Origin of the sequence: Actinacidiphila alni (assembly GCF_900112845.1) — a bacterium.
Lineage (GTDB): Bacteria > Actinomycetota > Actinomycetes > Streptomycetales > Streptomycetaceae > Actinacidiphila > Actinacidiphila alni.
On sequence record NZ_FONG01000001.1, the window covers coordinates 51,283 to 68,914 of the forward strand.

Consider the following 17,632-nt stretch of genomic DNA (forward strand, 5'->3'; position numbering starts at 1 on the left):
GGACGGCCCTGCGGCCGTGTACTGGGCGCACGCCGCGTGTACAGGACATGAACAGCCCGCTCGAATTCGAGAAGAGAACCCCATGGAATTCCTGCGCCCCGCCAGCTGGGAGGAGGCGCTCGCCGCGAAGGCCGAGCATCCCTCAGCTGTGCCCATCGCGGGTGGCACGGACGTGATGGTCGAGATCAATTTCGACCACCGCAGGCCCGAGCACCTGCTCGACCTGAACCGGATCGCCGAGCTCCAGGAGTGGGAGGTGGCCGGCGACACCGTACGGCTCGGCGCCTCCGTCCCGTACACGAAGATCATGGAGCACCTGCGGGCGGAGCTGCCGGGACTCGCCCTCGCCAGCCACACCGTCGCCTCCCCGCAGATCCGCAACCGCGGCGGGGTCGGCGGCAACCTCGGCACCGCCTCCCCGGCCGGTGACGCCCACCCGGCGCTGCTCGCGGGCGGCGGCGAGGTCGAGGCGGTGTCCGTGCGCGGCACCCGGCTGATCCCGATCGACGACTTCTACAAGGGCGTCAAGCGCAACGCCCTGGAACCGGACGAGCTGATCCGCGCGGTCCACCTGAAGAAGGCCACGGGACCGCAGCAGTTCTCCAAGGTCGGCACCCGCAACGCGATGGTGATCGCGGTGTGCGCCTTCGGCCTGGCGCTGCACCCCGACGCCCGTACGGTCAGGACCGGCATCGGTTCGGCCGCGCCCACCCCGATCCGGGCCACGACCGCCGAGGAGTTCCTGGCCGCCGCGCTGGACGAGGCGGGCCTGTGGGAGAGCCGCGGCGTACTGCCGCCCGCGGTGGCCCGGCAGTTCGCCGACCTGGTCTCCGGCGCCGCCAACCCCATCGACGACGTCCGCGGCACCGCGTCCTACCGGCGGCACGCGCTGGGCGTCATGGCCCGCCGCACGCTCGGCTGGACCTGGGAGCAGTACCGCGGCACCGAGCAGGACGAGCTGGACGACAGGAGCAAGCCATGCGCGTGACCTTCACCGTCAACGGCGCCCCGCAGGAGGCCGACGACGTATGGGAGGGCGAGAGCCTGCTGTACGTGCTGCGCGAGCGGATGGGCCTGCCCGGCTCCAAGAACGCCTGCGAACAGGGCGAATGCGGTTCCTGTACGGTCCGCCTCGACGGCGTGCCGGTCTGTTCGTGCCTGGTGGCCGCGGGACAGGTGCAGGGCCGCGAGGTCGTCACCGTCGAGGGCCTGGCCGGCGAGGGCGGTGAACTGTCCACCGTCCAGCAGGCGTTCGTGGACGCCGGCGCCGTCCAGTGCGGCTTCTGCACCCCCGGACTGCTGGTCGCCGCCGACGAACTGCTGGAGCGCAACCCCGAGCCGTCCGACGGCGACATCCGCGAGGCCCTGTCGGGCAACCTGTGCCGCTGCACCGGCTACGAGAAGATCCTCGACGCGGTCCGGCTGGCCGCCGCCCGTACCGAAGAGGCGGTGTGACCATGGCCGACACCACGTCACCGCGGGCGAGTTCGTCCGTCACCCGGACCCCCACCAGCCTCACCCAGGGCAGTACGACCAAGGGCGGCATCGGCGAGTCCACGCTGCGCCCCGACGGCATCCTGAAGGTCACCGGCGAATTCGCGTACTCCTCGGACCTGTGGCACGAGGACATGCTCTGGGGCTACACGCTGCGCAGCACCGTCGCGCACGCCGAGATCCGCTCCATCGACACCTCCGAGGCGCTGGCCACCTCCGGCGTCTACGCGGTGCTCACCTACGACGACCTGCCCACCGAGGTGAAGAACTACGGCCTGGAGATCCAGGACACCCCGGTCCTCGCGCACGGCAAGGTCCGCCACCACGGCGAGCCGGTCGCGCTGGTCGCCGCCGACCACCCCGAGACCGCGCGGCGCGCCGCCGCCAAGATCCGGATCGAGTACGCCGACCTGCCCGTCGTCACCGACGAGGCGTCCGCGACCGCCCCGGACGCGATCCTGGTGCACGAGGGCCGCGACGACCACCACAGCGGCCATGTCCCGCACCCCAACATCGTGCACCGCCAGCCCATCGTGCGCGGCGACGCGGACGCGGCGGCGGCCCGCGCCGACGTGGTCGTACGCGGCGAGTACGTCTTCGGCATGCAGGACCAGGCGTTCCTCGGCCCCGAGTCGGGCCTCGCGGTGCCCGGCGAGGACGGCGGCGTCGACCTGTACGTGGCGACCCAGTGGCTCCATTCCGACCTGCGGCAGATCGCGCCGGTGCTCGGCCTGCCGGAGAAGAAGGTCCGGATGACGCTCTCCGGCGTCGGCGGCGCCTTCGGCGGCCGCGAGGACCTGTCGATGCAGATCCACGCCTGTCTGCTGGCGCTGCGCACCGGCAAGCCGGTGAAGATCGTCTACAACCGCTTCGAGTCCTTCTTCGGCCACGTCCACCGGCACCCGGCCAAGCTCTGGTACGAGCACGGCGCCACCCGCGACGGCAAGCTGACCCACGTCAAGTGCCGCATCGTGCTGGACGGCGGCGCGTACGCCTCCGCCTCCCCGGCCGTGGTCGGCAACGCCGCCTCGCTGTCGATCGGCCCGTACGTCGTCGAGGACGTCGCGATCGAGGCGCTGGCGCTCTACACCAACAACCCGCCCTGCGGCGCGATGCGCGGCTTCGGCGCGGTCCAGGCGTGCTTCGCCTACGAGGCGCAGATGGACAAGGTCGCGGCCGAACTCGGCCTGGACCCGGTGGAGTTCCGGCAGCGCAACGCGATGGAGCAGGGCACGGTCATGCCGACCGGGCAGCCGGTCGACTCGCCCGCCCCGGTCGCCGAACTGCTGCGCCGGGTCAAGTCCCGTCCGCTGCCGCCCGAACGGCAGTGGGAGGTGGCCGGCGGCGCCGCCGACGTACGGGCGCTGCCCGGCGGCCTGTCCAACACCACGCACGGCGAAGGCGTCGTCCGGGGCGTCGGCTACGCGGTCGGCATCAAGAACGTCGGCTTCTCCGAGGGCTTCGACGACTACTCCACCGCCCGGGTGCGGATGGAGGTCATCAACGGCGAAGCGGTGGCCACCGTGCACACCGCGATGGCCGAGGTCGGCCAGGGCGGCGTCACCGTGCACGCGCAGATCGCGCGCACCGAACTCGGCGTCACCCAGGTCACCATCCACCCCGCCGACACCCAGGTCGGCTCGGCCGGATCCACCTCCGCCTCCCGGCAGACGTACATGACCGGCGGCGCCGTACGGAACACCTGCGAGGCCGTGCGCGAGAAGGTGCTGGAGATCGGCCGCCGCAAATTCGGCACCTACCACCCCGCGTGGGCCACCGCAGAACTGCTGCTGGAGGGCGGCAAGGTCGTCACCGACGGCGGCGAGGCGCTGGCCGGCATCGCGGAGGTGCTGGAGGACGAGGCGGTCGACCTGGAGCTGGAGTTCCGGCACCGGCCGACGCAGGCGTTCGACCTGCGGACCGGACAGGGCAACGGCCATGTCCAGTACAGCTTCGCCGCGCACCGCGCGGTCGTCGAGGTCGACACCGAACTCGGCCTGGTCAAGGTGGTCGAACTCGCCTGTGCCCAGGACGTCGGCAAGGCGCTCAACCCGTTGTCGGTGGTCGGCCAGATCCAGGGCGGCACCACCCAGGGCCTGGGCGTGGCCGTCATGGAGGAGATCGTCGTCGACCCGGTGACGGCGAAGGTGCGCAACCCCTCCTTCACCGACTACCTCATCCCCACCATCCTCGACACGCCGACCATCCCGGTCGACGTGCTCGAACTCGCCGACGAGCACGCGCCGTACGGGCTGCGCGGCATCGGCGAGGCGCCCACCTTGTCGTCGACCCCCGCCGTGCTCGCGGCGATCAGGAACGCGACGGGGCTGGAGCTGAACAAGACGCCGATCCGGCCGGAGCATCTGACCGGATCGTAGGGGAGCGGGGGGCTCCCGCCCCCCGCCTCCACCCCTGATCGTCTCGGGCCGTCCCCCGGGTCGTGCAGGCCATGCGGATCCCAAATCCCGTACACCGCGTACGGGTGCCCCTGTGAACCTTGGGAGTTGGCACCATGACCCAGACGCCAGTAGAGCCGCGGACGGCGGCGGAGGACGCGGGCGAAGGCTCGCGACAGCCCGCCGGGAGATCCTGGCTCGACCGGTACTTCCACATCTCCGCCCGAGGCTCGTCGGTCCCCCGCGAAGTGCGCGGCGGCATCACGACCTTCATGGCGATGTGCTACATCCTGCTGCTCAACCCGCTGCTGCTGTCCGGACCCGACGCGTCCGGGCACAAGCTCAGCCATGCCGCGCTGATCACCGCGACCGCGCTGGCCGCGGCCGTCTCCACGCTGCTGATGGGCTTCGTCGGCAAGGTGCCGCTGGCGCTCGCGGCGGGACTCAGCGTCGCCGGGGTGATCTCCACCCAGGTGGCGCCGAACATGACCTGGCCGCAGGCCATGGGGATGTGCGTGATCTACGGCGGCGTCATCGTGCTGCTGGTGGTCACCGGGCTCCGCGAGATCGTCATGAACGCGATACCGCTGCCGCTCAAGCACGGCATCACCATCGGCATCGGCATGTTCATCGCGATGATCGGCCTGGTCAACGCCGGCTTCGTGGGCAAGGGCGACCCGCACGGTACGGCCCCGGTCGCGCTCGGCGCCGGCGGCCAGCTGCACGGCTGGCCGGTGCTGCTGTTCTGCGTCACGCTGCTGCTGATCTTCATGCTCCAGGCCCGCAACATCCCCGGCGCGATCCTGATCGGCATCGTCGTCGGCACGGTGCTCGCGGTGGTCGTCAACGCGGCCGGGAACCTCACGCCCGCGGACTGGGGCGGCAGCGCGCCCAAGCTGGAGGGCAGCGCCGTCTCGATGCCGGACTTCGGCCTGTTCGGACACGTCGAATTCGGCGGCTGGGGCTCGATCGGCGGCATGACCGTCGGCGTGATCGTCTTCACCCTGGTGCTGGCCGGCTTCTTCGACGCGATGGCCACCATCATCGGCGTCGGCACCGAGGCCGGGCTCGCCGACGACAAGGGCCGCATGCCGGGCCTGTCGAAGGCGCTGTTCATCGACGGCGCCGGCGGCGCGATCGGCGGTGTGGCCGGCGCGTCCGGGCAGACCGTCTTCATCGAGTCCGCGACCGGTGTCGGCGAGGGCGCGCGGACCGGCCTGTCCTCGGTGGTCACCGGCATCCTCTTCGCGCTCGGCCTGTTCTTCACCCCGCTGGCGCAGATCGTGCCGAGCCAGGTCGCCGCCGCCGCGCTGGTGGTGATCGGCGCGATGATGATGAGCAACGCCCGGCACGTGGACTGGTCCGACCGGGCCGTGGCCGTACCGGTCTTCATGACCGTCGCCCTGATGCCGTTCACGTACTCCATCACCGCGGGCGTCGGCGCCGGCGTCGTGTCGTACACCGCCATCAAGGCCGCGCAGGGCAAGTGGCGCGAGGCGGGCGTGTTCATGTGGATCCTCACCGCCGTCTTCGTCGTCTACTTCGCCCTGCATCCGATCGAGGGCTGGCTCGGCGTCAAGTGACCGCCGTACGGCACGTGTTGTAAGGAGCTGGAACGCCATGCTGGACATCGCTGACGAGCTGGACCGCTGGTGCGGCCTCGGGCGTCCGTTCGCCGTCGCGACGGTCGTCGCGACCGGCGGCAGCGCCCCGCGCCAGCCCGGTGCGGCGCTCGCCGTCGACGAGGACGGCGCCGCCGTCGGCAGCGTGTCCGGCGGGTGCGTGGAGGGCGCGGTCTACGAGCTGTGCCAGGAGGTGCTGGCGGCGGGCCCGGACGCCGAGCCCGTGCTCCAGCACTTCGGCTACTCCGACGACGACGCCTTCGCCGTCGGCCTGACCTGCGGGGGTGTCATCGACATCTTCGTGCAGCGGATCGATCCGGCGGCGCGGCCCGAGATCGCCGGCGCCCTGGCGGCCGCGGTCTCCGGCGCGCCGGCCGCGCTGGCCCGGGTGGTGGCGGGCCCCGCGGACCTGCTGGGCCGGGCCCTGCTGGTGACCGGTGCCGCCGGCTTCCCGGGCGCGGGGGAGGGTACGGAGCCGGGCGCCGTCTCGGGTTCGCTGGGTGACGCCGAGCGGGACCGTACGGCCGCGGCCGAGGCGTCCGCGCTGCTGTCCGCGGGCCGCACCGGCACGGTGGAGATCGGGGCCGACGGCAGCCGCTGCGGCGAGCCGCTGACGCTTCTGGTCGAGGCCAGTGTGCCGCCGCCGCGGATGCTGGTGTTCGGCGCCATCGACTTCGCCGCCGCGCTGGTGCGGGCCGGCGCCTTCCTCGGCTACCGCGTGACGGTCTGCGACGCGCGCCCGGTCTTCGCCACACCGCGGCGCTTCCCCGAGGCCGACGAGGTGGTGGTCGACTGGCCGCACCGCTACCTGGACGCGGAGGCGGACGCGGGGCGGCTGGACGGCCGTACGGTGGTCTGCGTCCTCACCCACGACGCCAAGTTCGACATCCCGCTGCTGGAGCGGGCGCTGCGGCTGCCGCTGGCGTACGTCGGCGCGATGGGCTCGCGCCGCACCCATCTGGACCGGCTGGGGCGGCTGCGCGAGGCCGGTGTCGGCGACCTGGACCTGACCCGGCTGCACTCGCCGATCGGCCTCGACCTGGGCGCCCGCACCCCGGAGGAGACGGCGCTGTCCATCGCCGCGGAGATCGTCGCGCACTCCCGCGGCGGCTCCGGCGCTCCGCTGACCGGCGCCCACACCCCGATCCACCACGCCCCCGGCCGCCACTCGTCGGCCCCCGCGGCACGGCGTCTCGGTCCGCCGGCGGCCTGAACGGGCGGGCGGTACGCCCCGCTCCATTTCTGGTCCAGACCAATCTGGTCCAGACCATTGACCCGGTTCGGTGCAACCGTGCACTATCAGCGGCGACCGGTGAGCCGCCGCGGTCCGCACCCGGCCGCTCACCGGCTGCAAGTCCCTTGACCTGCCAGTGCACTGACGTACCGGAAGGACCAGACAAGCGATGCGCAATCTGATCAGAGTGGCCTCCACGGTGACCATCGGCGGAGCGCTCCTCCTCGGGGTGACCGGAGTCGCGTCGGCCGCGGACGGACCGGCCAACCTCACGGGCAAGGGCTGCCCGTCCAGCTACACCAACAGCGCCTCCTACGGCAGCTACAAGCAGACCCTGACCCGCACCTTCATCGCGGGCAACGGCTTCCGCTACGGCGACTACAACGTCACCTTCATCAACCCCGCGACCGGCCCGCAGCCGGCCGGGACGCGGGAGTACCGCTGCTACTGAGCGGCCGACGCGGGCGCTGAATGACGGGCGCGGCGGTTCCGGGGCCCCGGAACCGCCGCGCCCTCCTATGTCCCGGGCGACTTCGACCGCTGTGCCAGCCGCGCAAGTTGCGGCACCGGCTGGACCGTGCGGCGCCTGCGCAGGGCCGCCGCCCAGGCGGCGACCTCGGCGGCGTCCGCCTGGCGCGGGTCCCACAGGCGGATCGTGGTGGTGTCGATCAACTCGTGGAAGCGGCCCTGGAGATCGCGCAGCATCCACCCGGTGGAGCGCTTGCGGCGCACCGGCACCCCGACGACGGGTCCGGCGAGGGTGTCCGCCTGCCAGATCAGCGCCCGGGTCAGCGGCTCGAAGACCGGCGGGTCGAGATGCGCGGTCCGCCACTCCTGCGCCGACTGCCCGGGATCGCCGTGCAGCCGCTCGCTGAAGGAGCCGAGCAGCGCGGTGGTGCGCTCGTTCAGCTCCGCGAGCCGGGCGCGCAGCGCCGCGTAGGCCGCCGGGGTACGGGACCTGACCCGGCGCGGCGCCTTCGCCAGCAGCCGCCCCTGCTGATTGCGGAAGCCGAGCGTGACCCGGCCGTCCGCGGCGACCGTGAAATGCGCCGTGTACTCGCCGATCGGGACGCTCAGCGCGTCCTGGTCCCAGCCGGTCGGATACCGCCGCAGGTGCAGCAGAGCCTCCTGCGCCGCCTTGACGGGCTTCGCGCCCGACGCGGTGAGCAGCCGCTGGTGCTGCCCGACACCCGGCTCCCCGGCGAGCGCGCCGAGCGCCGCGAAACCGCCCCGGACGAAGACCGCCGCGCCCTCCGACAGGTCCTCCGGCGGCACGCCGACATACTGCGACAGCGCACGCTCCAGGTCGCGGACGGCCGCCACCCGTTCGGTCACGCACACCGCCCATGCCGCGCCGGACAGCAACAGGCCGCTCTCCGCCGTGAGTTCACCACTGCTGTGCCGTACAGCGCCGGGCCGTTCCAGGTGTGCGCCGGCCGAGCGCAGCAGCGGCGCCAGCGCGATGCGCGCGTCCGGCCTGCTCTGCACCAGCTCCCGTACCCGGCCCAGCCACTCGTAGGAGGGCCGGGGGTCGGTCAACCGCGCGCACAGGCAGATGAGTTCGGCGACCTCGGGGCGGTACGCGTGCGCGCCGAGCGCCTTCCGGGCCGCGGTGGAGAACGCGTCCCGGTGCCCCAGCAGGCCGTCCACGTCGTAGGCCGGGGGCAGCAGGGCGCGCAGCCGCGCGACGAACGCGTGCCGGGCGGGGTCGGCCGCGGGGTCCGGCGAGGGGTCGCTCGTGCCGAGCGGCGCGTCGAAGTGATGGATCGTCAGCACCGTGCGCAGATACGGGTGCAGCCGCTCGCGGTCGGCGGTGGCCAGCTCCTTGTAGGCGGCCAGCGGCAGTTCGAGCGCGCGCGGGGTGTCCGGGCGCCAGGTGACGGCGGGGCGTACCGGGTCGATGCCCTCAAGGGCGAGGGCGAACAGCTCCTCGGCCCGCCTCGCCGACCACCGGCAGTGCGCGGCGGCCAGCGCCGCCGAGATGCGCTGCTCGCGGTCCCGTACGACCAGGCCGCTGCGCAGCCGCTGGACCGCCAGGGCCGCGCGGCGCCGGTCCTCCTGCGACAGGGCCGCGACGGCGGCGGCGCTGTGCGGTCCCGGCGCGGCCGTCGTCCAGGGCACGTCGCCCGCGCTCTTCGCGCCGCGCCGCCCGGACTCCCCGGCCCGCGCCCGCTCGTCCGCGCGCGCCGCACGCACCAGGGCGCGGCTGAGAGAGCGCGGCTGCAACGGCGCGGCCGTCCGCCCCGTGACCCGCCGCGGGAAGTCGTACCCGCGCCGCGCCGCCCACCACGCCGTCACCGACAAGGTCACCGCCGACCACCTCCGTCCGCCGCACCGACCGTCCGGGCCGCGTCCTTCGCGTCCCTCGCACCGGCCACGCCCGCCGTCGCGGACCGGAACCGTCCGCGACTGCCCCTACCGTAGAAGCCATGCACAAGCCGCTGGACCGCCGCACCCTCAACCGCACCCTGCTCGACCGGCAGCTCCTGCTGAACCGGTCGGCGATGTCCGCCGAGGACGCCGTCGGCCATCTGATCGGCCTCCAGTCGCAGCACCCCACCTCTCCCTACCCCGGGCTGTGGACCCGGCTCGCCGGCTTCTCCTTCGACGAGCCCGGCGCCCTGCTCACCGGGCGCGCGCTCGTGCGGATCGTGCTGATGCGCGGCACCGTGCATCTGGTGACGGCGGCGGACGCGCTGCGGTTGCGGCCGTGGCTCCAGCCGATGCTCGACCGGGGACTGCGCGCCTCGCAATGGGCGGCCGGCACCGCGGGCGTCGACCGGGACGAGATGATCGCGTACGGCCGTGACGCGCTGGCCGAACAGCCGCTGGGGCCGAGCGAGTTGCGTACCGTCCTCGGCGCCCGCTGGCCGGACGCCGACCCGGCGTCGCTGGTCAACGCACTGCGGGTGTGGGCGCCGCTGGTGCAGGTGCCGCCGCGCGGCCTGTGGGGCGCGAGCGCGCAGCCCCGTTACGCGCTGCTGGACGACTGGCTCGGCGCGCCCCTGGCCGAGCCGGACCCGGCGTCGCTGGCCCGCCGCTATCTGGCCGCCTTCGGCCCCGCCACCCCGGCCGACATGCAGAAGTGGAGCGGGCTCACCGGCCTCAAAAAGGTGTTCGGCGCCCTGGAGTGCCGGATGTACACCACCGAAGACGGCCGCGAGCTGTACGACCTGCCGGACGCCGCGCCGGCCGACCCCGGCATCGAGGTCTCCGCCCGCTACGTCGCCGACTTCGACAATCTGCTGCTCTCGCACGCCGACCGCGGCCGCATCCTCGACGACGCGCACCGCTCGAAGGTGATGACCGTCAACGGCATCGTCCGCGGCACGATCCTGGTCGACGGATTCGTCGGCGGCACCTGGCGGTTCGAGCGCGCGAAGGACGAAGCGGCCGTCGTCGTCACGCCCTTCACCCCGCTGTCCGCCGCCGACCGGGACGCGCTCGGCACGGAGGGACTGCGGCTGCTGGCCGCCTCCGATCCGGCGGCCGAACGCCCCGACGTCCGCTTCGAGAAGGCGGGTTGACGCCTCCGGCGCGCGCAGCGACTCAGCGCGCCGCCTCGAACGCCTTGCCCGCCGCCGTCTCCACCGGGCCGCTGTGGAAGAGGCCGCTGCTCGGCTTGCTGTCGTCGGCGCCCAGGCCGAACCAGGCGTAGCGCTGGAGCCACGGCAGACCGTCGAGCTTCTTCGCCGCCGCCGTCACAAAGGCCGCCTGCTGGCTGTCGGTCGGGAAACGGGTGCCGTTGGAGAAGTCGATCAGCGCGAATTCGGTGAGCCAGATCGGCTTGTGGTAGCGGTTGTGGACGGCCGTCAGATAGGACGTGAGCTGCGAGACGGCGTTCGGCGTGCTGAAGTCGCCGCCGTACCAGTGCAGGGCGATGAAGTCGACGCGGTAGCCCTTCTGTTGGGCACCCGTCATGAACCGGTCGAGCCAGCCGCCCGCCGTGTCACCGCCGTACGCGACCGCGGGGCTGCCCAGCGTCTGGCCGTTGGCCATCAACTTCGGCCACAGCGACAGTGCCTGATCGACCGTCATGTTCGCCTGGCCGCCCATGTCCGGCTCGTTGAAGCCCAGCAGATAGGGGCTCGCCGCCTTCGCCTGCGCCAGCGCCGACGCGCTCGCGCTGTCGGCGCCCCAGATCATCGGCACGAATCCGGGGCCGCTGATCCCGCTGTGCGTGGTCGACCAGGTGTAGTACCAGCCGGCGCCGGACCGTTTCAGCGCGGTGTTCACCCCGTTGAAGTTCCACACCCCGACGCCCTTGCGGACCGAGGAGACCGGCGCGGCCGGCGGCGGGGCGGCCGGGGCGTGCGTCGTGGGCTTCGGCGACGCCGGCGGTTTCGTCGTCGGCCTTGCCGTGGTCCGCTTCGGGCTCGGCGTGGCGGACGGGGACGGCTTCGCGATGGTGGCGGGCGCCGAGGAGACCACCGCCGGCCGGGTGGGTGACGCCTGCGCGGCGGGCGTGCCGGGCGAGGAGTCGGCGGTCAGGTGCACAGCGAGCAGCGCACCGGCCGCGACCGCCGCGACCGCGCCCATGGCGGCGGCCGGGACACCGACCGGGCTGTGCAGCAGCCTGCCGCGTACTCCCCGGGGCGCACCGCTCCGCCGTGGGGGGCGGTGGCGCGGAGCGGTGCGCGGGGCCGCCGGTGGGGCGGCGGCCGGTGTGGGGGGCATCGGGGTGTGCGCCGGTACGGTGCCCGGCGGCTGAAGGGACGACTGAAGGGACGGCTGGAGCGGAGGCTGGAAGGGAGCGGCGTGCGGCGGGACGGCGGTGCCGAAGTGCCCGGCGGCAGGACCTGCGCCACCGGCCAACGGGCCGCCGCCGTACGGCAGTCCGAGCGGCACCGGGAGCAGCGGCAGCCCGCTGAGCAGCCGGTCCATCGGCAGCAGGGCGGCGCCGGGCCGCCCGCACCGCTCGCAGCCGCGGATGTGCCGGGCGAAGCGCTTGCGCCACAGCGGGCTCGGCACCCCGTCCCAGCCGCTCGTCACGTGCTGGAGCCCAGGACAGCCGTCGGCGGCGCCGAGCGCCCGCACCACGGCGCGGGACGTCTCCAGCTGCTCCTTCATCCGCTGGACCTTCACCGCCGCGTGCTGCCGGGTCAGCCCCAGCGCGTCGGCCAGTTCCGAGCGGCCCAGGTCACCGGTCTCCTCCAGCCACCACAGCGCCAGCAGCGTACGGTCGTCGCGGTCCAGCCAGCGGGTGGCCTCGGCGATCTCCCGGCGCTGGTCGGTCAGGCCGAGCCGCAGGATCGTCACGGCCGCGAAGTCCGAGGCCGGGTCGGGTATCAGCTCGGCCGCGTCCAGCGCGGTCTGCTGGTGCCAGGCCGCCTTGCGGGCGTGCTCGCGGTCGCGCACCTGCCGGACCGCGATCGCCACCAGCCAGGAGCGGAAGGCGGCCGGGTCGCGCAGGTCCGGCAGGCCGCGCACCACGCGCAGCAGCGTCTCCTGCACCACGTCGTCCACGTCGTCGTGCCCGTCCAGGGCCCGGCCGACGATGTTGTAGACCAGCGGCAGGCACTCGGCCACCAGCCGGTCCAGCGCCGCCTGGTCGCCGGCCCGCGCCGCACCGACCAACGCGGGGTCCGGACCGACCCGGTCTCCTGCGCGCATGCTGTTCACTCTCCGTCCTGGCCCGGACACCGCCCGGGGGTGAGCCGTTTCCGCCCTCGGACAGGAGACGGTGCCACGACCGGGGGGATAACAGAAACCCGCCGGCCCCCCGGACTTCCCGTGCGGGCACGGGAGGAGGTCCGGGGGGCCGGCGGTCGGGGCGTCGCGCGGTGCGGCGCCACGGGATCAGGAACCGGGCACGGTGTCCTTGAAGGTGGTGTTCGCCGTGCGGAAGGCGGCGACCTGGGACTGCACCTGCGCGGGCGTCAGCACCTGGTCCTTGACGAAGTACACGTAGTCGACCTGCTCGTTGTACGACCGCGGGGTGCTGCTGGTCTGGCCCGCGAGGTCGATCAGCCAGTGGTTGAAGTCGATCCACTGCGGCGTCTCGGGCAGGTACGGCTCGCCGTGCTGCGCGACCTGGTTGCCGTCGATGTAGTAGGTGATGTTGGTGTTGTCGATGGTGATCTGGAGGTTGTGCCAGCCGTCGAGGCTGCCGTACTGCTGGCCGTGGGTGTTGACCGCGTTCCACGGGTCCGGGTTGTAGGTCTCCCAGGACGTCTCGTACATGATGTTCTGGGTCTCGCCCCAGCCGCCGTTGGGCAGGTACTCGAAGTCCTGCTCGCTGTAGTCGGGGTCCATCGGCGCGTTGAGCGGCGTGAAGGTGAAGAACGTCTGGTTGACGTGGTCGCCGTCGGGGCCGCCGGTCGGGGTGTCGTTGAACTTCACCCGGGCCGCGTAGGTGCCGTTCTTGAACTTCCGCGCGGTGGTCTGGAGTTCGGTCTCCTTGGTGCCGGCCGCGGTGCCGTCGGTGGTGAGCCGCAGATTCATCACCTTGTTGCTGGCACCGTCGGCGACGAAGGTGACGTCCTGCGGCGACCAGGTCGCCCCGGCCACACCCGGGCCGCCCTGGCCGGACTTGACCGTCCAGCCGTGCTGCTGCACGGCCGCGTCGGAGCTGGAGGAGTAGTTGAAGTCGTCGAAGAGCGTGGGCGCGTTGGGGTCGCCCGGGTTGCCGGGGTCGGTCGGCGGGTCGGTGGGCGGGTTCGTCGGGTCGTTGCCGGCCGGGGCGGTGCCCCAGACCACCGAGCCGGACTTCTGCACGGTGATCTTGTTCCAGTTGGCGTACGACGTCTGCGCGCCGTTGAAGGAGTAGTCGTCGGACTGCGTGATGGTCTGCCAGTCCGCCCGGTAGAAGCGCAACTGCATGTCGCCGGTGTTCTGGCCCGGTGCCAGCGAGCCCGCGCCGGAGGTGAAGCCGATCTCCAGGTAGCGGTCCGCGGTGGCGGTCGGATTGGCGAGCGTACCGAAGGTGCCGGTGATGTTGCCGCAGCCCTTGACCGCCCACGAGCACGCGAAGCGGTAACTGACGCTGGGACCGTCGGACTTGAAGTAGTACCGCACGGTGACCGTGCTCAGCGGCACGGTGGTGCTGCCGGTGTTGGTGACCTCAAGCCACGGCTCGACCTGGTCGGCGGTGGCCCCGGTGGCGCTGGTGCGGTACTGCGCGCTCAGCGAGTCGCCTGCCGCGGAGGCGGGCATCGCGGTGAGCGCGGCACAGGCGAGACCGGCCGCCGTACAGACGGCCATCGCCGTACGGACTCTGGTGGATATACGGAATTTTCCTGACACGGTGATCCCTTTCCAGAGGGGGGTGGTGGTGCGGGATTACTGGGGGTGGAGCGGTTACCGAGAGGTGGAGCGAGGAGGAGCGGTTCTGGGGGCGGTACGGGCCGGGGCGGTGGGCCGCGGCGCGGACCTGGGCGGCAGCGCGCCCCGGTGGTGGACGCCCAGTGCGGCGAGGCGGTCCTCGTGCCTCAGCAGCGCGGGCAGGAAGTCGGTGGACCAGTCGGTGGTCGGATTCCACGCCCGGTCGGCGAGCGCGCACAGCCGGGGGAAGACCAGGTAGTCGGCGTGCTCGGCGGTCGGCACGAATTCCGTCCACAGCTGCGCCTGGGTGCCCAGCACCCGGGCGGCGGCCTCCGGCTCCCACGCGGCGGGTACGGTCTGCCCGCCGTGCACGGCCCGCAGGTCGACCACGTCGCCGGCCTGGCCGAGCGGTTCGCCGGGGCCCGGGGCCTGCGGATAGTCCAGGTACGTCGAGCGGTGCGGCGCCATCACCACGTCGTGGCCGCGCCGTGCGGCGGCCAGGCCGTGGTCGGTGTCCCGCCACGGCATCACCGTGAACTCCGGCGGCAGCGCGCCCGAGTCCTCCGCCCAGCACAGCGGGCGGCGCCCGGACTCGATCAGGAAGTCGCCGATCCGTTCCATGAACCAGCCGTGCAGCGCCTTGGGCGCGGGCAGCCCCAGCTCACGCGCCCGCTGCCGGGCTGCGGGGCTGCGCTCCCACTCCACGGTCGGGCACTCGTCGCCGCCGACGTGCACATACGGCGAGGGGAAGACGTCGAGCACCTCGCCGAGCACGGTGCGGCAGAAGTCCAGCACCTCGTCGTGGACGCCGAGGATCGTGTCGCACACACCCCACTCGGTCCAGGTGTCGAGCTGCCGCCCGGGAACATTGCCCAGCTCCGGGTAGGCGGCGAGCACCGACCGGGTGTGGCCCGGCATCTCGATCTCCGGCAGCACCGTGATGCCGCGCGCGGCGGCGTACGCGACCAGCTCGCGCAGCTCCGCGGTGGTGTACGCGCCGCCGTGCGGGACGTCGTCGAAGCGGGTGCTGCCGGAGCGGCCGATCATCGAGCGGGCCCTGACCCCGCCGACCTCGGTGAGCCGCGGATACGCGGCGACCGGCATCCGCCAGCCCTGGTCGTCGGTCAGGTGCAGATGCAGCACATTGAGCTTGTGCAGCGCCAGCAGGTCCACGAAGCGCCGCAGGTAGGACATCGGCTGGAAGTGCCGGGCCACGTCCAGCATCATGCCCCGCCAGCCGAACCGCGGCACATCGGTGACCTGCACGCACGGCATCCGCCACTCGACGCCGGACTGCGGCAGCTCCGACAGGGCCTGCGCGGGCAGCAGTTGACGGATCGTCTGCACACCGTGCAGCAGCCCCGCGGGCTTCGCCGCCCGCAGCAGCACCGCGTCCGGCCCCACGGTCAGGCCGTAGCCCTCGTCGCCGAGACCGCCGAGCGCCGGGTCGAGCGAGAACACCACCCGGCCGTCCGCGGCCGGCCGCAGCGGCAGTCCGGTGGCGGGCGCGAGATACGTACGCAGCAGGTCCGCGGCGGCGCGCGCGGCGCCGTCGGCACGCACCGCGGTGGTCTCGTCGAAGGTGAAGTGGCCCGGGATACGGGCGATATGGGTGGGGTGCGGAATGATCACAGCGGCTCCAGTGGGGGCGGCAGGGGTCGGCGGGCGACGGCGTCGGCAGAGGGCCAGGAGATCGGTGCGGGGGAGTGCGGGGATCAGCCCTTGACGGCGCCGGCGGTCATTCCGGAGGTGACCCGGTTCTGAAGGACGAGGAAGACCAGCAGGACGGGCAGCATGAACAGCGAGGAGGCGGCCATCGTGGCGCCCCAGTCGGTGCCGAACACATTGCTGAACGAGGAGAGCCAGACCGGCAGCGTACGGGCGTCCTGGTTCTTGATGATCAGCGTGTTGGCGAAGGCGAATTCGTTCCAGGCGGTGATGAAGCCGAACAGCGAGGTGGACAGCAGACCGGGCGCGAGCAGCGGGAAGGTCACCCGGCGGAAGGCCTGCGGCCGGGTGCAGCCGTCCACCTGGGCGGCCTCCTCCAGCTCCACCGGGATCGCGGCGAGGAAGCCGCGCAGCGTGACGATCGTGAACGGCAGCGTGGTCATGAAGTAGACCAGCGTCAGCATCGACAGCTTGTCGAGCATGTCGGTGTCCCGGGCGATGACGTACATCGGGATCAGCAGCGCCTCCCAGGGCGCCATCTGCGCGGTGAACACCAGCAGGATGAAGGCCCGCCGCCCGCGCCAGCGCATCCGGCCGACCGCGAAGGCCGCCAGCAGCGCCACCACCAGCGACATCAGCACCGCGCCGAGCGTCACGGTCAGGCTGTTGCGCCAGAAGGTGCCGAAGCCGTCGGCGTGCACGGCCGTGCCGAAGTGCGCGAGGGTCGGGTGCAGCGGCAGGAAGGACGGTGTGTCGGACTGGATCGCGGTGGTCGGCTTGAAGGCCGTGATCACCATCCAGTAGACCGGGAAGACGGTGAGCGCCAGGGTGAACAGCGCGGCCAGGTTCAGCGGCAGCCGCCGCAGCGACCTGCGGCGCGGCCGTGCGCCGCCCGGGACCCCGGGGCGAGCGGTACGGGAACGTGCGGCCTTACCAGTTGCGGTCAGCGTGCTCACTGCGCGCCCTCCTCGCGGAACATCCGGCGCAGGTTGAACACCAGCGCGCCGAGCAGGATCAGCACGGTCAGCGTGGAGACCGCCGAGCCGAGGTCGTACTTGTGCAGGGACTGCGCGATCTGGAAGGCGTAGACCGGCAAGGTGGTGGTCGCGCCGTTCGGACCGCCCTCGCTGATCACCCAGATCTGGGCGAAGCACTTGAAGCACCAGATCACTTCCAACGAGGTGATCAGCGCGAACAGCGGGCGCAGCATGGGGAAGGTGACCAGCCGGAAGGTCTCCCAGGCGCCCGCGCCGTCGATCCTGGCCGACTCGTACAGCTCGGCCGGGATCGTGGTGAGGCCGCCGTAGAGGGTCAGCGCGGCGAACGGCACGGACTGCCAGACCACCAGCGTGACCAGGATCGCGAAGGTGGAGCCGCCGTGCGCGAACCAGGTGTAGTCGCGGTACGACGCGAAGCCCAGCTTTACCAGTAGCCAGTTGACCACTCCGAAACGCGACTGGAACAGCCACTGGAAGATGGTGGTGGCCGCGATGACCGGGGTCGCCCAGGTCAGCACGAGACCGCTCATCAGCGCCAGCCGCATCCGCTTGCCGAGCTTGTTCAGCATCAGCGCGATCAGCGTGCCGAGCACCATGATCAGCACGACATTGAGCCCGGTCCACCACAGGGTGCGGCGCACCACCGTCCAGAATTCCGGATCGTCCAGCACCGTACGGTAGTTGGCGAAGCCGACCCAGGTCGCGCCGCCCCGGATCAGCTCCCCGAGACCGAAGTGCTGGAACGACATGACGGTGTTTCTGACCAGCGGATAGACCAGCAGGAAGGCCGTGCCCACCACGGTGGGGGCGACCAGCAGATACGGCCAGAGCGCGGCGAGCGAGCGGCGGCGCCGCCGTCCGCGCGACGGCGGTGGCGGATCCGCGACGGCCGGCCGGGGCGCGGTGTCGGAAGCGGTGAGCACGGCGGTTCTCCTGGTGAGGTCTGGGGCGTGGCGC

General features: G+C 72.5%; 13 protein-coding genes. 7 read left to right on the top strand and 6 right to left on the bottom strand.

Features of this window, described 5'->3' with window-relative positions:
• Positions 1–82: 82 nt before the first annotated feature.
• The 6 genes from BM076_RS00200 to BM076_RS00225 all read left to right on the top strand — a co-directional run bounded on the left by BM076_RS00200 (position 83) and on the right by BM076_RS00225 (position 7,197).
• Positions 83–988 carry an FAD binding domain-containing protein gene (locus BM076_RS00200; protein WP_093711238.1) on the top strand — a complete coding sequence of 302 codons (906 nt, stop codon included), beginning with the start codon at positions 83–85 and terminating at the stop codon, positions 986–988.
• Positions 979–1,455: a (2Fe-2S)-binding protein gene (locus tag BM076_RS00205; RefSeq protein ID WP_093711239.1), complete on the top strand. Its 477-nt coding sequence runs from the start codon at positions 979–981 to the stop codon at positions 1,453–1,455. Before BM076_RS00200 ends, BM076_RS00205 begins: the two co-directional genes overlap by 10 nt.
• A 2-nt stretch (positions 1,456–1,457) precedes the next feature.
• Complete coding sequence (gene pucD / locus BM076_RS00210) at positions 1,458–3,872, top strand: xanthine dehydrogenase subunit D (RefSeq protein WP_093711240.1); 2,415 nt, start codon at positions 1,458–1,460, stop codon at positions 3,870–3,872.
• Positions 3,873–4,006: 134 nt separating this feature from the next.
• A complete protein-coding gene (locus BM076_RS00215; RefSeq protein ID WP_093711241.1) occupies positions 4,007–5,473 on the top strand; it encodes an NCS2 family permease in 1,467 nt (488 codons plus the stop codon).
• Between the two features lie 37 nt (positions 5,474–5,510).
• The gene (locus BM076_RS00220) at positions 5,511–6,725 is read left to right on the top strand and encodes an XdhC family protein (protein WP_093711242.1); all 1,215 of its coding nucleotides are present in this window, start codon (positions 5,511–5,513) and stop codon (positions 6,723–6,725) included.
• A gap of 190 nt (positions 6,726–6,915) precedes the next feature.
• Complete coding sequence (locus tag BM076_RS00225; protein ID WP_093711243.1) at positions 6,916–7,197, top strand: hypothetical protein; 282 nt, start codon at positions 6,916–6,918, stop codon at positions 7,195–7,197.
• Positions 7,198–7,262: 65 nt separating this feature from the next.
• On the opposite strand, the gene BM076_RS00230 is transcribed toward BM076_RS00225, so the two are convergent.
• Entirely contained in the window at positions 7,263–9,056 is a 1,794-nt protein-coding gene (locus BM076_RS00230) for a DUF4132 domain-containing protein (protein ID WP_093711244.1), read from the bottom strand.
• Between the two features lie 119 nt (positions 9,057–9,175).
• On the opposite strand from BM076_RS00230, the gene BM076_RS00235 reads away from it, so the two are divergent.
• Positions 9,176–10,273 carry a winged helix DNA-binding domain-containing protein gene (locus BM076_RS00235; RefSeq protein ID WP_093711245.1) on the top strand — a complete coding sequence of 366 codons (1,098 nt, stop codon included), beginning with the start codon at positions 9,176–9,178 and terminating at the stop codon, positions 10,271–10,273.
• Positions 10,274–10,295: 22 nt separating this feature from the next.
• Here the strand turns inward: BM076_RS00235 and BM076_RS00240 are convergent, their stop codons facing one another.
• From BM076_RS00240 to BM076_RS00260, 5 genes are all read right to left on the bottom strand, one after another.
• A complete protein-coding gene (locus BM076_RS00240; protein WP_093711246.1) occupies positions 10,296–12,359 on the bottom strand; it encodes a sigma-70 family RNA polymerase sigma factor in 2,064 nt (687 codons plus the stop codon).
• 186 nt (positions 12,360–12,545) lie between these two features.
• A complete protein-coding gene (locus tag BM076_RS00245; RefSeq protein WP_093711247.1) occupies positions 12,546–13,949 on the bottom strand; it encodes a cellulose binding domain-containing protein in 1,404 nt (467 codons plus the stop codon).
• A gap of 96 nt (positions 13,950–14,045) precedes the next feature.
• Positions 14,046–15,641: a beta-N-acetylhexosaminidase gene (locus BM076_RS00250; protein ID WP_093711248.1), complete on the bottom strand. Its 1,596-nt coding sequence runs from the start codon at positions 15,639–15,641 to the stop codon at positions 14,046–14,048.
• Between the two features lie 83 nt (positions 15,642–15,724).
• Positions 15,725–16,633 (bottom strand): carbohydrate ABC transporter permease, encoded by a 909-nt coding sequence (locus BM076_RS00255; RefSeq protein WP_093711249.1) that lies wholly within the window; start codon positions 16,631–16,633, stop codon positions 15,725–15,727.
• Complete coding sequence (locus BM076_RS00260; protein WP_407640597.1) at positions 16,630–17,598, bottom strand: carbohydrate ABC transporter permease; 969 nt, start codon at positions 17,596–17,598, stop codon at positions 16,630–16,632. The genes BM076_RS00255 and BM076_RS00260 overlap by 4 nt, the downstream gene beginning before the upstream one ends.
• Positions 17,599–17,632: the final 34 nt, after the last annotated feature.

Excerpts from the sequence above, each read along its gene's own strand:
- BM076_RS00215 (WP_093711241.1), top strand. The coding sequence starts at position 4,007 with ATGACCCAGACGCCAGTAGAGCCGCGGACGGCGGCGGAGGACGCGGGC.
- BM076_RS00235 (WP_093711245.1), top strand. The coding sequence starts at position 9,176 with ATGCACAAGCCGCTGGACCGCCGCACCCTCAACCGCACCCTGCTCGAC.
- BM076_RS00240 (WP_093711246.1), bottom strand. The coding sequence starts at position 12,359 with ATGCGCGCAGGAGACCGGGTCGGTCCGGACCCCGCGTTGGTCGGTGCG.
- BM076_RS00200 (WP_093711238.1), top strand. The coding sequence starts at position 83 with ATGGAATTCCTGCGCCCCGCCAGCTGGGAGGAGGCGCTCGCCGCGAAG.
- BM076_RS00220 (WP_093711242.1), top strand. The coding sequence starts at position 5,511 with ATGCTGGACATCGCTGACGAGCTGGACCGCTGGTGCGGCCTCGGGCGT.
- BM076_RS00205 (WP_093711239.1), top strand. The coding sequence starts at position 979 with ATGCGCGTGACCTTCACCGTCAACGGCGCCCCGCAGGAGGCCGACGAC.
- pucD (WP_093711240.1), top strand. The coding sequence starts at position 1,458 with ATGGCCGACACCACGTCACCGCGGGCGAGTTCGTCCGTCACCCGGACC.
- BM076_RS00245 (WP_093711247.1), bottom strand. The coding sequence starts at position 13,949 with ATGGCCGTCTGTACGGCGGCCGGTCTCGCCTGTGCCGCGCTCACCGCG.
- BM076_RS00225 (WP_093711243.1), top strand. The coding sequence starts at position 6,916 with ATGCGCAATCTGATCAGAGTGGCCTCCACGGTGACCATCGGCGGAGCG.